General features: G+C 58.5%; 11 protein-coding genes. 5 read left to right on the top strand and 6 right to left on the bottom strand.

Annotated features, from left to right (window positions below):
- Window position 1 precedes the first annotated feature (1 nt).
- The 5 genes from carB to folA all read left to right on the top strand — a co-directional run bounded on the left by carB (window position 2) and on the right by folA (window position 6,804).
- Window positions 2–3,226: a carbamoyl-phosphate synthase large subunit gene (carB, locus tag GQR96_RS03670; protein WP_004204267.1), complete on the top strand. Its 3,225-nt coding sequence runs from the start codon at window positions 2–4 to the stop codon at window positions 3,224–3,226.
- 168 nt (window positions 3,227–3,394) lie between these two features.
- Window positions 3,395–3,628, top strand: coding sequence for a YgdI/YgdR family lipoprotein (locus GQR96_RS03675; RefSeq protein ID WP_002888059.1), 234 nt, complete (start codon window positions 3,395–3,397; stop codon window positions 3,626–3,628).
- 131 nt (window positions 3,629–3,759) lie between these two features.
- A complete protein-coding gene (gene kefF, locus GQR96_RS03680; RefSeq protein ID WP_004204269.1) occupies window positions 3,760–4,293 on the top strand; it encodes a glutathione-regulated potassium-efflux system oxidoreductase KefF in 534 nt (177 codons plus the stop codon).
- Window positions 4,286–6,151, top strand: coding sequence for a glutathione-regulated potassium-efflux system protein KefC (gene kefC, locus GQR96_RS03685; RefSeq protein WP_032455542.1), 1,866 nt, complete (start codon window positions 4,286–4,288; stop codon window positions 6,149–6,151). Before kefF ends, kefC begins: the two co-directional genes overlap by 8 nt.
- Before the next feature lie 173 nt (window positions 6,152–6,324).
- On the top strand, window positions 6,325–6,804 hold the full coding sequence (gene folA, locus GQR96_RS03690; RefSeq protein WP_004204271.1) for a type 3 dihydrofolate reductase: 480 nt from the start codon (window positions 6,325–6,327) through the stop codon (window positions 6,802–6,804).
- 445 nt (window positions 6,805–7,249) lie between these two features.
- Here folA and apaH read toward each other — a convergent pair whose 3' ends face one another.
- The 6 genes from apaH to lptD are packed head-to-tail and all read right to left on the bottom strand — an operon-like array spanning window position 7,250 to window position 13,985.
- The gene (gene apaH, locus GQR96_RS03695) at window positions 7,250–8,098 is read right to left on the bottom strand and encodes a bis(5'-nucleosyl)-tetraphosphatase (symmetrical) ApaH (RefSeq protein ID WP_004204272.1); all 849 of its coding nucleotides are present in this window, start codon (window positions 8,096–8,098) and stop codon (window positions 7,250–7,252) included.
- A 4-nt stretch (window positions 8,099–8,102) separates the two neighbouring features.
- On the bottom strand, window positions 8,103–8,480 hold the full coding sequence (gene apaG, locus GQR96_RS03700; protein ID WP_004204274.1) for a Co2+/Mg2+ efflux protein ApaG: 378 nt from the start codon (window positions 8,478–8,480) through the stop codon (window positions 8,103–8,105).
- 2 nt (window positions 8,481–8,482) lie between these two features.
- On the bottom strand, window positions 8,483–9,304 hold the full coding sequence (rsmA, locus tag GQR96_RS03705; protein ID WP_004204275.1) for a 16S rRNA (adenine(1518)-N(6)/adenine(1519)-N(6))-dimethyltransferase RsmA: 822 nt from the start codon (window positions 9,302–9,304) through the stop codon (window positions 8,483–8,485).
- Window positions 9,301–10,290, bottom strand: coding sequence for a 4-hydroxythreonine-4-phosphate dehydrogenase PdxA (pdxA, locus tag GQR96_RS03710; RefSeq protein ID WP_065802780.1), 990 nt, complete (start codon window positions 10,288–10,290; stop codon window positions 9,301–9,303). Before pdxA ends, rsmA begins: the two co-directional genes overlap by 4 nt.
- A 5-nt stretch (window positions 10,291–10,295) precedes the next feature.
- Window positions 10,296–11,582 (bottom strand): peptidylprolyl isomerase SurA, encoded by a 1,287-nt coding sequence (gene surA / locus GQR96_RS03715; RefSeq protein ID WP_004204278.1) that lies wholly within the window; start codon window positions 11,580–11,582, stop codon window positions 10,296–10,298.
- 54 nt (window positions 11,583–11,636) lie between these two features.
- Window positions 11,637–13,985, bottom strand: a complete 2,349-nt coding sequence (lptD, locus tag GQR96_RS03720) for an LPS assembly protein LptD (RefSeq protein ID WP_004204279.1) — start codon at window positions 13,983–13,985, stop codon at window positions 11,637–11,639.
- Window positions 13,986–14,076 lie beyond the last annotated feature (91 nt).

Here is a 14,076-nt window from a genome sequence, read left to right on the forward strand (position 1 = left end):
CATGCCAAAACGTACAGACATAAAAAGTATCCTGATTCTGGGCGCGGGCCCGATTGTTATCGGTCAGGCGTGCGAGTTTGACTACTCCGGCGCCCAGGCCTGTAAAGCCCTGCGCGAAGAGGGCTACCGCGTTATCCTGGTGAACTCTAACCCAGCGACCATCATGACCGACCCGGAAATGGCCGATGCCACCTACATCGAGCCGATTCACTGGGAAGTGGTGCGCAAAATCATCGAAAAAGAGCGCCCGGACGCGGTGCTGCCGACCATGGGCGGCCAGACGGCGCTGAACTGCGCGCTGGAGCTGGAGCGTCAGGGGGTGCTGGCTGAATTCGGCGTGACCATGATTGGCGCCACCGCCGATGCGATTGACAAGGCCGAAGACCGTCGCCGTTTCGATATCGCGATGAAAAAAATCGGTCTCGACACCGCGCGTTCAGGTATCGCCCATACGATGGAAGAGGCGCTGGCGGTAGCGGCTGACGTCGGCTATCCGTGCATCATCCGTCCGTCGTTCACCATGGGTGGCACCGGCGGCGGCATCGCCTATAACCGCGAAGAGTTTGAAGAGATTTGTACCCGCGGCCTGGATCTCTCTCCTACCAACGAGCTGCTGATTGATGAATCGCTGATCGGCTGGAAAGAGTATGAGATGGAAGTGGTGCGCGATAAGAACGACAACTGCATCATCGTCTGCTCTATCGAAAACTTCGACGCCATGGGGATCCATACCGGTGACTCCATTACCGTTGCGCCGGCGCAGACCCTGACCGACAAAGAATACCAAATCATGCGTAACGCCTCGATGGCGGTGCTGCGTGAAATCGGCGTCGAAACCGGCGGCTCTAACGTTCAGTTCGCGGTCAACCCGAAAAACGGTCGCCTGATCGTTATTGAAATGAACCCGCGCGTTTCCCGCTCCTCGGCGCTGGCCTCCAAAGCCACCGGTTTCCCGATTGCCAAAGTGGCAGCCAAGCTGGCGGTAGGTTACACCCTCGACGAGCTGATGAACGACATCACCGGCGGCCGTACCCCGGCTTCCTTCGAGCCGTCCATCGACTACGTGGTCACTAAAATCCCACGCTTTAACTTCGAAAAATTCGCCGGCGCCAATGACCGTCTGACCACCCAGATGAAGTCCGTCGGCGAAGTGATGGCGATTGGCCGTACCCAGCAGGAATCCTTGCAGAAAGCGCTGCGCGGTCTGGAAGTGGGCGCCACCGGCTTCGACCCGAAAGTGAGCCTCGACGATCCGGAAGCGCTGACCAAAATCCGCCGCGAGCTGAAAGACGCCGGCGCTGAGCGTATCTGGTACATCGCCGACGCGTTCCGCGCGGGCCTCTCGGTTGACGGCGTCTTCAACCTGACCAACATCGACCGCTGGTTCCTGGTGCAGATTGAAGAGCTGGTCCGTCTGGAAGAGAAAGTGGCGGAAGTGGGCATCAACGGCCTCGACGCTGACTTCCTGCGCACCCTGAAACGTAAAGGCTTTGCCGATGCGCGTCTGGCGAAGCTGGCTGGCGTGCGGGAAGCGGAAATCCGTAAACTGCGCGACCAGTATGACCTGCACCCTGTCTACAAGCGCGTGGACACCTGCGCCGCGGAATTCGCCACCGATACCGCCTACATGTACTCCACCTATGAAGAAGAGTGCGAGTCCAACCCGTCCGTTGACCGCGATAAAATCATGGTCCTCGGCGGCGGCCCGAACCGTATCGGTCAGGGTATCGAATTTGACTACTGCTGCGTACACGCCTCGCTGGCGCTGCGCGAAGACGGTTACGAGACCATCATGGTCAACTGTAACCCGGAAACCGTCTCTACCGACTACGACACTTCCGACCGTCTGTACTTCGAGCCGGTCACCCTGGAAGACGTGCTGGAAATCGTGCGCATCGAGAAGCCAAAAGGCGTTATCGTGCAGTACGGCGGGCAGACTCCGCTGAAGCTGGCGCGCGCCCTGGAAGCCGCAGGCGTACCGGTTATCGGTACCAGCCCGGACGCTATCGACCGGGCGGAAGATCGTGAGCGCTTCCAGCACGCGGTTGACCGTCTGAAGCTGAAGCAGCCGGCGAACGCCACCGTTACCGCCATTGAGCAGGCGGTAGAGAAAGCGAAAGAGATTGGCTACCCGCTGGTGGTGCGTCCGTCTTACGTGCTCGGCGGTCGGGCGATGGAGATCGTCTATGACGAGCAGGATCTGCGCCGCTACTTCCAGACTGCGGTCAGCGTCTCCAACGACGCGCCAGTGCTGCTGGACCGCTTCCTCGACGACGCGATTGAAGTGGATGTCGATGCCATCTGCGATGGCGAAATGGTGCTGATTGGCGGCATCATGGAGCATATCGAACAGGCAGGCGTCCACTCCGGCGACTCCGCCTGTTCCCTGCCAGCCTATACCCTGAGCAAAGAGATTCAGGATGTGATGCGCGAGCAGGTGCAGAAGCTGGCCTTCGAGCTGCAGGTTCGCGGTCTGATGAACGTCCAGTTCGCGGTGAAAGATAACGAAGTCTATCTGATTGAAGTCAACCCGCGTGCGGCGCGCACCGTGCCGTTCGTCTCCAAAGCCACCGGCGTACCGCTGGCGAAAGTGGCGGCGCGCGTGATGGCCGGTAAGACGCTGGCGCAGCAGGGCGTGACCAAAGAGATCATCCCGCCGTACTACTCGGTGAAAGAGGTGGTCCTGCCGTTCAACAAATTCCCGGGCGTTGACCCGCTGTTAGGGCCAGAAATGCGTTCCACCGGTGAAGTGATGGGCGTTGGCCGTACCTTTGCCGAAGCGTTCGCCAAAGCGCAGCTGGGCAGCAACTCGACCATGAAGAAACAGGGTCGCGCGCTGCTCTCCGTCCGCGAAGGCGACAAAGAGCGCGTGGTTGACCTGGCAGCGAAGCTGCTGAAGTTTGGCTTCGAGCTGGATGCGACTCACGGCACGGCGATTGTGCTGGGTGAAGCGGGCATCAACCCGCGTCTGGTGAACAAGGTGCATGAAGGTCGTCCGCACATTCAGGACCGTATCAAGAATGGCGAATATACCTACATCATCAACACCACCGCAGGTCGTCAGGCGATTGAAGACTCCAAGCTGATTCGCCGCAGCGCGCTGCAGTACAAGGTGCACTATGACACCACCCTGAACGGCGGCTTTGCCACCGCGATGGCGCTGAACGCTGACGCCACCGACAAGGTGATTTCGGTTCAGGAAATGCACGCTCAAATCACCAAATAAGCGCTCCGGCCTGGCCGGATAGCAACACACCTGGGCTGACGACTTCGTCAGCCCATTTTTTTGGCTGCGGCCATCTTCAGAGAGTTCTGCTTTTAACCCCCTGTCGGGTCAGGCTAACTATAGTTAGCACCATAACGATACCTATTGATGAAAAGACAGGAGGATACAATGCGGAACAATATTCTGGTGGCATCCGCACTGGCAGCGACGGCAATCATGTTCGTGGCCGGCTGCTCATCGAATCAGTCGATCAAAACCACCGACGGCAAGACCATTGTCACCAGCGGTAAACCGCAGGTGGATGATGATACCGGTCTGGTCTCTTACAAAAATGCCGAAACCGGACGCGTGGAGCAGATTAACCGCGATCAGGTGAAATCTATGGATGAGCTGGATAATTAAGGCCTGACGTTTGCCATTCAGGCGCGCGTTGTGTCCACCACCGCGACATAAATCACAGTTATCATTGTAAGCGGTTCATTTAACTGTCTACACTCTTGCTGATTACGACAAGAGCTAACGCAGGCCAATCAATGATTCTGATAATTTATGCGCATCCTTATCCGCAGCATTCGCATGCGAATAAGCGAATGCTTGAACAAGCAGGGACGCTTGAAGGCGTAGAGATACGCTCCCTCTATCAACTCTATCCCGACTTTAATATCGATGTCGCCGCCGAGCAGGCGGCGCTCGCCCGTGCCGATCTGGTTATCTGGCAGCACCCGATGCAGTGGTATAGCGTGCCGCCGCTGCTGAAGCTGTGGATGGACAAAGTGCTGTCGCACGGCTGGGCCTATGGCCATAACGGTATTGCGCTGCGCGGTAAATCGCTGATGTGGGCGGTGACCACCGGCGGCGGTGAAAGCCACTTTGATATCGGTTCGTTTCCCGGTTTCCCGGTGCTGGCGCAGCCGCTGCAGGCCACGGCGCTCTACTGCGGGATGAAATGGCTGCCGCCGTTCGCCATGCACTGCACCTTTATCTGCGATGACGAAACGCTGCAGGCGCAGGCCCGCCATTATCGTCAACGCTTAATCGACTGGCAGGAGGCACATCAGAATGGATAGCCATACGCTGATACAGGCGCTGATTTACCTGGGCGCCGCGGCGCTGATTGTGCCCATCGCCGTCCGCCTTGGGCTTGGGTCGGTGCTGGGCTATCTCATCGCCGGCTGTATTATTGGGCCGTGGGGGCTGCGGCTGGTGACCGATGCCGAGGCGATTCTGCACTTTGCCGAGATTGGCGTGGTGCTGATGCTGTTCGTCATTGGTCTGGAACTGGATCCGCAGCGTCTGTGGAAGCTGCGCGCTTCGGTGTTTGGCGGCGGTGCGCTGCAGATGGTGGCCTGTGGGGTATTGATCGGCCTCTTCTGCATGCTGCTGGGGTTGCGTTGGCAGGTGGCCGAGCTGATCGGTATGACCCTGGCGCTCTCCTCAACCGCGATCGCCATGCAGGCGATGAATGAGCGCAATCTGACGGTATCGCAGATGGGGCGCAGCGCCTTCGCGGTGCTGCTGTTCCAGGATATCGCGGCGATCCCGCTGGTGGCCATGATCCCGCTGCTGGCGGCCAGCGGCGGCGCCACTTCGCTGATGGCTTTTGCCCTTTCCGCGCTGAAGGTGGCCGCGGCGCTGGCGCTGGTGGTGGTGCTGGGGCGCTATCTGACCCGTCCGTTGCTGCGCTTTGTCGCCCGTTCCGGTCTGCGCGAAGTATTCAGCGCCGTGGCCCTGTTCCTGGTCTTCGGCTTTGGGCTGTTGCTGGAGGAGGTGGGGCTGTCGATGGCGATGGGGGCGTTTCTCGCCGGGGTGTTGCTGGCCAGCTCCGAGTATCGCCATGCGCTGGAAAGCGATATTGAGCCGTTTAAAGGCCTGCTGCTGGGGCTGTTTTTTATCGGCGTCGGGATGTCGATTGATTTCGGCACCCTGGTCACCCATCCGCTGCGTATCGTGATTTTGCTGGTGGGTTTCCTGGCGATAAAAATGCTGATGCTGTGGCTTATCGCCAGGCCGCTTGGCGTGCCTCGCGCTCAGCGCCGCTGGTTTGCGGTGCTGCTGGGGCAGGGGAGTGAGTTCGCGTTTGTGGTCTTTGGCGCCGCGCGGATGGCGGAGGTGCTGGACGGCGAATGGGCAAAGGCGCTGACCCTGGCGGTGGCGCTGTCGATGGCGGCAACCCCCATTCTGCTGGTGCTGTTGACCCGTCTGGAGAAATCGTCCAGCGGCCAGGCGCGGGATGCGGACGAGATTGATGAAGAGCAGCCGCGGGTGATTGTCGCCGGCTTTGGCCGCTTCGGGCAGATCGCCGGGCGACTCCTGCTCTCCAGCGGGGTGAAGATGGTGATCCTCGATCATGACCCGGACCATGTCGATACTCTGCGCAAATTTGATATGAAGGTCTTCTACGGCGACGCCACCCGGGTCGATCTGCTGGAGTCGGCCGGCGCCGAAAAGGCGGAGGTACTGATCAATGCCATTGACGATCCGCACGTCAGCCTGGAGCTGGTGGCGAGGGTAAAAGAGCATTTTCCGCATCTGCAGATTATCTCCCGCGCCCGCGATGTCGATCACTATATCCAGCTGCGTCAGGCTGGCGTTGATGCCCCGGAGCGTGAAACCTTCGAGGCGGCACTGAAATCCGGCCGAATGACCCTGGAGGCGCTGGGGCTCGGCGCGTATGAAGCGCGCGAGCGGGCCGATCTGTTCCGTCGTTTCAACCTGCAGATGGTCGAAGAGATGGTGGCGATGGCGGAAAACGACGCGGCGTCGCGGGTGGCGGTCTTCAAGCGGACCAGCGATATGCTGACCGGCATCATCAACGAAGATCGTCATCATCTGTCGCTGGTGCAGCGGCACGGTTGGCAGGGGACGGAAGAGGGCAGGCATACCGGCGATATCGCCGATGAGCCGGGAAATAAGCCCTCCGCCTGACGCTAATCAGTAACATTCTGTTTTCGTTTGGATCCTGTTCTGGCGGCCCACGGTGTGAACGTGGGCTTGCCAGCAAATCAGAAAATTTTCTTATTCTTTACCCTCCGGCCAGTCGACGAAGTTGTACGCTTTCCGTATAGTGGCGACAATTTTTTGTACTCAGGAATGAATGAATGATCAGTCTGATTGCGGCGTTAGCGGTAGATCGCGTCATTGGTATGGAAAACGCCATGCCATGGAACCTGCCTGCCGATCTCGCCTGGTTCAAACGCAACACATTAAATAAGCCGGTAGTGATGGGGCGTCTGACCTGGGAATCCATTGGGCGCCCGTTGCCGGGGCGTAAAAATATCGTGATCAGCAGCAAGCCAGGCAGCGACGATCGCGTGCAGTGGGTCTCCTCCGTTGACGAAGCGATTGCCGCCTGCGGCGATGTGGAAGAGATCATGGTGATCGGCGGCGGTCGGGTGTATGAGCAGTTCCTGCCAAAGGCGCAGAAGCTCTATCTGACCCATATCGATGCGGAAGTGGAAGGCGATACCCATTTCCCGGATTACGATCCGGACCAGTGGGAATCGGTGTTCAGCGAGTTTCATGACGCCGACGCGCAGAACTCCCACAGCTACTGCTTTGAGATCCTCGAACGCCGTTAAGCGGGAAGGATAGCAATGAAAAACCCCGGTCGCGTCTGGCGTGACCGGGGTTTTCTTTGGCGTGAATTCAGCGCCGATGACGCTGCCACTACTTTTTTGCGCCATGTTACCCGTCGCGGGAGGCGTTTTTCTGCAGCGCTGCCCGGGGCGACAAATGGCACCTAAACGTAGGTCGGGTAAGGCGTTAGCCGCCACCCGACACAAAAGCGGCTCCGCGCCCGCAGTTCTTGCCCGGCGGCGCTGCGCTTGCGCGGGCCTACGGGACTGCGCCATGTTACCCGTCGCGGGATGCGTCTTTCCAGAGTGCTGCCCGGTTGACAAATGGCACCTAAACGTAGGTCGGGTAAGGCGTTAGCCGCCACCCGACACAAAAGCGGCTCCGCGTCCGCAGTTCTTGCCCGGCAGCGCTGCGCTTGCGCGGGCCCGGGGGAGTGCGCCTGTTTCTTCAGGACGCGACGGCTTCGCCTTCGTCGAGGCTTTTCTGCCGGTTCGACGGCTGGGTAAAGTACTGCTTATCCTCCCAGCGCAGGCAGGTGAGTTCACCGCCCCAGCAGCAGCCGGTATCCAGCGCGTAAATGCCCTCCGGCGTACCGCGTCCCTCCAGCGACGCCCAGTGACCAAAGGCAATGCTGTAGGCACTGCTGACCGGACCAGGAATGGCAAACCACGGCTTCAGCGGCGCCGGGGCGTCCTCGGGCGCTTCTTTCGAGTACATATCCAGCTGGCCGTTCGGGAAGCAGTAGCGCATGCGGGTAAAAGCGTTAGAGATAAAGCGCAGGCGCGCCAGGCCGCTCAGCTCGTTGCTCCAGTGATTCGGCATGTCGCCGTACATGGCATCAAGGAAGAAAGGGTAGGAGTCGCTGGAGAGCACCGCTTCAACATCGCGCGCGCACTGCTGGGCGGTCTCCAGATCCCACTGCGGAGTGATGCCGGCATGGGCCATCACCAGCTTTTTCTCTTCGTCCACCTGGAGCAGCGGCTGACGACGCAGCCAGTTAAGCAGCTCATCGGCATCCGGCGCTTCCAGCAGTGATTTCAGACGATCCTTCGGCTTGTTGCGGCTGATGCCGGCGAAGACCGCCAGCAAGTGTAAATCGTGATTGCCCAGCACCAGTCGCACGCTGTCGCCCAGAGATTTGACATAGCGCAGAACCTCCAGCGACCCCGGGCCACGGGCTACCAGATCGCCGGTCAGCCACAGCGTATCGCTCCGCGGGTCGAATTCAACCTGCGCTAATAATGCGATCAGTTCATCGTAGCAACCGTGAACGTCGCCAATAAGGTATGTTGACATTGTTTTAATGAATGAGCGTTGGAACTGCGAGACGGAAAACAGGGATCTCGATACGGAAGGGCGCGCCGTCGATATCGATCATCTCATAATGACCCTGCATGGTTCCCAGCGGCGTTTCAATGACCGCGCCGCTGGTATATTGATATTCACCACCGGCGGGAATATGCGGTTGCTCGCCGACCACCCCTTCACCCTGAACTTCAGTCTCACGACCGTGGCCGTTAGTGATGAGCCAGTAGCGGCCAAGCAGCTGAACCTGACTCCGCCCCAGATTGCGAATGGTGACGGTATAAGCGAAGACGTAGCGCTCTTCTTCCGGAGAAGATTGCGATTCGATATAGACGCTTTGCACCTGGACGCAAACACGAGGCGAATTAATCATGGTTAGCTCTCCTTCGATGGCAGATTGTCAGACAGCCAGTTGGCCATCTGGCAGTACTGCGCCACGGAAATATTTTCTGCACGCATGGCCGGGTCGATGCCCAGCTCGGTCAGCACTTCCACACTGAACAGATTGCCGAGACTGTTGCGGATGGTCTTGCGGCGCTGGTTGAACGCTTCGGTGGTGATGCGGCTCAGCACCCGGATCTCTTTGACCGGATACGGCATCGTGCTGTGCGGCACCAGACGGACCACCGCGGAATCGACCTTAGGCGGCGGGGTGAATGCGCTCGGCGGCACTTCGAGTACCGGGATCACCTGGCAATAATATTGCGCCATCACGCTTAACCGACCATACGCCTTACTGTTCGGTCCGGCAACCAGACGATTCACCACTTCCTTCTGCAACATAAAGTGCATATCGGCAATGGCATCAGTATAGCTGAACAGATGGAACATCAGCGGGGTCGAAATATTGTACGGCAGGTTGCCGAAGACGCGCAGCGGCTGACCCATTTTCTCCGCCAGTTCGCCGAAGTTCATGGTCATCGCATCCTGCTGATAGATGGTCAGCTTCGGCCCGAGGAACGGATGCGTCTGCAGGCGTGCCGCCAGATCGCGGTCCAGCTCAATGACGGTCAACTGGTCAAGGCGTTCGCCGACCGGCTCGGTCAGCGCGGCGAGACCGGGGCCGATTTCAACCATCGCCTGGCCTTTCTGCGGATTAATCGCCGAGACGATGCTGTCGATCACAAACTGATCGTTGAGGAAGTTCTGCCCGAAGCGTTTACGGGCTAAATGGCCCTGATGGACTCGATTATTCATTGGGTATTAACAATCATTTTGATGGCGAGATTAAGCGCCGTGATAAAACTGCCGACGTCCGCTGTTCCCTGGCCCGCTAATTCCAGTGCGGTGCCGTGGTCGACGGAGGTGCGAATAAAAGGTAAACCGAGCGTAATGTTCACGCCGCGGCCAAAGCCCTGGTATTTTAGCACGGGCAGGCCCTGATCGTGGTACATCGCGAGTACTGCATCGGCATGGTCAAGGTATTTGGGCTGGAAAAGGGTGTCAGCTGGCAGCGGACCGCTGAGGTTCATCCCCTTCGCGCGCATCTCTTCCAGCACCGGAATGATGGTGTCTATCTCTTCCGTTCCCATATGACCGCCTTCGCCAGCATGCGGGTTAAGCCCGCAAACCAGCACGTGCGGCTGGGCAATACCAAATTTCGTGCGCAGGTCGTGATCGAGAATCGTGATGATCTCGCGCAGCAGGTCGGGCGTTATCGCCTCGCTGATGGCTTTCAACGGCAGATGGGTCGTCACCAGCGCCACCCGCAGCTCCTCGGTCGCCAGCATCATCACCACTTTGCTGGCCTGTGCGCGCTCTTCGAAGAACTCGGTATGACCGGTGAAGGCGATGCCGGCGTCGTTGATGTTGCCTTTGTGCACCGGGCCGGTCACTAACGCCGCGAATTCGCCGCTCAGGCAGCCGTCGCAGGCGCGCGCCAGCGTCTCGACCACGTAGGCGCCGTTCTGTACGTTCAGCACGCCGGGCTCCGCCGGGACGCTCAGCGGGACGTTAAGCAGCGTCAACGTACCGGCACGCTGCGGAACGGGCGGTTGCGCAGGATCGTATGGCAGGAGAGATAAAGGAAGACCGAGCCTTTGGGCTCGGTCAGTTAACAGGGCGCCGTCGGCGCAGATCACCAGCTCAACTGGCCAGTCGCGCTGGGCAAGCTGCACGACCAGGTCAGGGCCAATCCCGGCTGGTTCGCCGGGAGTGATAACAACTTTACGGGTTTCAGGCATCGATATTAGTTGCTCAGAATTTTAACATACGCACTGGCGCGCTGTTCCTGCATCCAGGTTGCCGCTTCTTCAGAGAATTTGCGGTTCATCAGCATACGGTAAGCACGATCTTTCTGCGCGGCGTCGGTTCTGTCGACCTGACGGCTATCCAGCAGTTCGATCAGGTGCCAGCCGAAGGAGGAGTGCACCGGTCCGCTGGTCTGCCCTTTGTTCAGACGCATCAGCGCATCGCGGAACGCCGGGTCGAAGATATCCGGCGTGGCCCAGCCTAAATCACCGCCCTGGTTCGCCGAGCCCGGATCTTCAGAATACGCTTTCGCCGCTTTAGCGAAGGTGGTTTTCCCGCTCTTAATGTCGGCGGCAATTTGCTCCAGCTTAGCCTGAGCCTGCGCATCGTTCATGATTGGCGATGGCTTCAGCAGAATATGACGGGCATGCACTTCAGTGACGGAGATGTTCTGGGTCCCGCCGCGCAGATCGTTCACTTTCAGAATGTGGAAGCCGACGCCGGAACGGATCGGACCGACGATATCCCCTTTCTTCGCGGTGCTTAACGCCTGGGCGAAAATGCCCGGCAGCTCCTGGATACGACCCCAGCCCATCTGGCCGCCCTTCAGCGCCTGCTGGTCGGCGGAGTAGGTGATCGCCAGTTTACCGAAGTTGGCGCCGTTGCGCGCTTGCTCAACGATAGCATTCGCTTGCTCCTGGGCCGCGGCGACTTGATCGGAGGTCGGGTTCTCCGGCAGCGGGATCAGGATGTGGCTCAGGTTGAGCTCGGTGCTGGCGTCGTTCTGGTCGCCGATCTGTTTGGCCAGCGCTTCCACTTCCTGCGGCAGCACGGTGATGCGACGACGCACCTCATTGTTACGCACTTCCGAAATCAGCATCTCTTTACGGATCTGGTTACGGTAGGTGTTGTAGTTGATGCCTTCATAGGCCAGACGGCTGCGCATCTGATCCATGGTCATGTTGTTTTGTTTAGCGATGTTGGCGATGGCCTGATCGAGCTGGTCGTCAGAGACCTTCACGCCCATCTTCTGCCCCATCTGTAACACGATCTGGTCCATGATCAGTCTTTCGAGGATCTGATGGCGCAGGGTCGCGTCATCCGGCAGCTGTTGGCCAGCCTGACCAGCATTGAGCTTAACCGATTGCATCAAACCATCGACGTCGCTTTCCAGCACGACGCCATTATTGACGACGGCCGCTACTTTATCGACCACCTGGGGGGCAGCGAAACTGGTATTCGCGATCATGGCGATACCGAGAAGCAGCGTTTTCCAGTTCTTCATACTTTTTCCATTTCGATTAACCGCAAATGCGGATGATGTTGTAAACCAGCCGCATCACAGGGAGCTCTGGTACGGTAAAATGTTCGAACGCAGCATCTGCTGGGTGCCGAGGCCGTAGTTAGAGCTCAGACCGCGCAATTCGATATTGATTCCGAAGGTGTTGTCGTATTTGCTCTCGCCGCCGTTGTTGTTGCTATCCCAGCCGTTGACTTTACGTTCGTAGCCAAGACGGATGGCGTAGCAGCAGGAGTTATACTGGACACCCAACATCTGGTTTGCTGCTTTTCGGGTATTGGTATCGTAGTAGTAGGCACCGACCACGGACCAGCGATCGACGATCGGCCAGCTGGCGGTCATCCCCACCTGCGAGATACCCTCTTTATATTGCGCCGCGGTGGAATATGACGGCAGTGTGGCCTGAATATATTCCGGGCTGGCGTAACGATAGTTAAGCTGGACTAAGCGGTTTTCATCGCGACGGTATTCAATGGTGCCGTTACCGGTTGCGACGTTATCCAGACGCGTATCGTACTGGATCCCGCCGCGCAGACCCCAGTTATCGGCAATGCGCCAGTAGGTGTCGCCGGCCCATACCAGTGAACCCGTGGTGTCGTTGTTCTCCCAGTTGATGTTGTCATCACCGGTGCGTGACTCGGTGAAATAGTAGATTTGACCAACGGAAATGTTAAAACGTTCCACCGCGGCGGCGTCGTACACGCGCGAGGTGATACCGGTAGTGACCTGATTGGCCGACGCGATGCGGTCGAGACCGCTATAGGTACGGTCGCGGAACAGGCCGGAGTAGTCTGACTGCAACAGCGTGGAGTCGTAGCTGCCGATTTCACTCTGATCGCGGTACGGCACATACAGATACTGCATGCGCGGTTCCAGCGTTTGGGTGAATCCCTCCTGCAGGTCGCGCTCGAAGACCATTTTGCCGTCGACTTTAAACTGCGGCATCACGCGGCTAACGGACTCTTTGTAGTCCGTGCCGTTGGCGGCGTTGTACTTATCGAGGTTGCTCTGCTGGTAGTGGGTCGCCAGCAGCTTGGCTTCGGTATTCAGACTGCCCCAGCCGTTCGACAGCGGCAGGTTGATCGTCGGTTCGAAGTGAACGCGGGTCGCTTCCGGCATGTTGTTATTCGAGTTAACAAAATGGGCGACCTGGCCGTACAGATGGGTATCGAACGGACCGACATCGTTCTGGTAGTAGTTGATGTCGAGCTGCGGCTCAGCCGAGTAGGAATTGCTCGACTCCCGATCGAAGACCTGGAACTGCTTGGTTGAGACCGTGGCGTCAAAGTTCTGATTGACATACCCGGCGCTGAATTTCTGCGTCGCATAGCCGTCGGTACTGGAACCATACTTCGAGCTGAAATCGTTGAAGTAGTCAGGATCGCTGACCTTGGTGTAGTCAGCGTTCAGACGCCACACTTGATCGATAACCCCGGAGTGGTTCCAGTAGAACAGCCAGCGGCGGCTGTTGCTGTCGCTGGAGTGGTCATCTTCGTAGACTTTATCCGACGGCAGGTAGTCGAACTCCGTTAAGCCGCTGCCGAGCTGGGTCAGGTAGCGGAATTCGTTTTCCCACATCACGCCGCCGCGCTTGTTCATATAGTGCGGGGTGATGGTGGCATCGAAGTTTGGCGCGATGTTCCAGTAGTACGGCAGGGAGAACTCCACGCCGTTTTTGGTGCTGTATTTCGCGTTCGGGATCAGGAAGCCTGAACGACGCTTATCGCCCACCGGCAGCTGCAGGTAGGGGCTGTAGAAAATCGGCACGGAGCCAAGCTTGAAGCGGGCGTTCCAGATCTCGGCGACCTGCTCTTCGCGATCGTGGATAACTTCGCTGCCCACGACGCTCCAGGTGTCGGAGCCCGGCAGACAGGAGGTAAAGCTGCCGTTTTCCAGAATGGTATAGCGGTTTTCACCGCGCTGTTTCATCAGGTCAGCAGTACCGCGTCCCTGGCGTCCGACCATTTGATAATCGCCCTGCCAGACGTTGGTATCTTTGGTATTCAGATTCGACCAGGCTTTTGGTCCTTTGAGGATCACCTGGTTATCGTCGTAATGCACGTTGCCCAGCGCGTCCACCGTGCGCACCGGCTGCGCCTGGCCCGCGGCCTGCTGCTGATGCAGCTGAACTTCGTCGGCGCGGAGGCGGCTATTCCCCTGGTTGATATCGACGTTGCCGGTAAAGACGGCGTTGTCCGGGTAATTGCCCTTCGCATGATCGGCGTTAATCGTCACCGGCAGATCGCCAGGCCGCCCTTCCACGAGCGGACGATCAAAGCTTGGCACGCCAAGCATACATTGCGTTGCGAGATCGGCAGCGAGGCCTTGTTGGCTATACAAGGCGCTGGCAATCATCGTAGCCAGGAGGCTGGGAATACGTTTTTTCATACGTTGTATTTATTGTTCCATCATCTTGTGGCAGCGGCTTGCAAACGGTCAGAGCCTAACTTACTCAACTTTATCACGCTAGTGTTAATCC

Source organism: Klebsiella sp. PCX (genome assembly GCF_021869705.1).
GTDB classification, from domain to species: domain Bacteria; phylum Pseudomonadota; class Gammaproteobacteria; order Enterobacterales; family Enterobacteriaceae; genus Klebsiella; species Klebsiella quasipneumoniae.